The 793-nt window shown below is 57.5% G+C and carries 1 pseudogene; it reads left to right on the plus strand.

The annotated features are described in order from the left end of the window. Nucleotides 1-717, plus strand: a pseudogene (locus tag B3187_RS04235) (threonine synthase); the annotation flags it as partial. Nucleotides 718-793: the final 76 nt, after the last annotated feature.

The following is a 793-nucleotide window of genomic DNA, read 5'->3' on the forward strand; positions in this document are numbered from 1 at the left end:
ATCATGGCCCAGATCGTTTACTACTTTTACGCGGGTCTGGCGTTGGGCGCACCGGCACGTCCTATCTCTTTCTCGGTGCCTACGGGTAACTTCGGCGATATTTTTGCCGGTTATCTGGCCAAGCGCATGGGGCTGCCCATCGATCAGTTGGTGATCGCCACCAACAGCAACGATATTCTGCATCGCTGCCTGAGTGGCAATGATCACAGCAAGCAGCCGCTCCAGCATACCTTGTCGCCGAGCATGGATATCATGGTATCCAGTAACTTCGAGCGCATGTTGTTCGATCTGTACGATCGCGACGGTGACAAAATCCGTGGCCTGATGGAGGACTTCAAGTCCGGCGCCATGCATCTGGATGAGTCGGCGTTGTCGAAGGCGCGTGAGCTGTTCAGCAGTTACAAGGTGGATGATGATGTGATGCTGGAGGTGATTCGAGATGTGTTTGAGCGCACTGAATACCTGCTGGATCCGCATACGGCGATCGGTTTGAAGGCGGCCCGCGAAACGCGCCGTCGTCAGGATATTCCGATGGTCTGCCTGGCCACGGCCCATCCGGCGAAATTCCCGGAGGCGGTGCGCAAGGCCGGTCAGGATACCGATCCGGCGCTTCCACACCACATGGCGGACCTCTTCCAGCGCGAGGAGCGCTACGAAGTATTGGCCAACGACATCGGCACCGTACAGTCCTACATCGCCAAAAATTTGAAAGCGTAGGGCGCTCAAGCGGCCCGGATTGGGTGAAGTGAGCTCTTCACGCCCGGGCCGGAAAGGGGAAGCCCTTTCAAGACAC

It is taken from the genome of Marinimicrobium sp. UBA4209, from assembly GCF_002381585.1.
Classification (GTDB): domain Bacteria; phylum Pseudomonadota; class Gammaproteobacteria; order Pseudomonadales; family Cellvibrionaceae; genus Marinimicrobium; species Marinimicrobium koreense.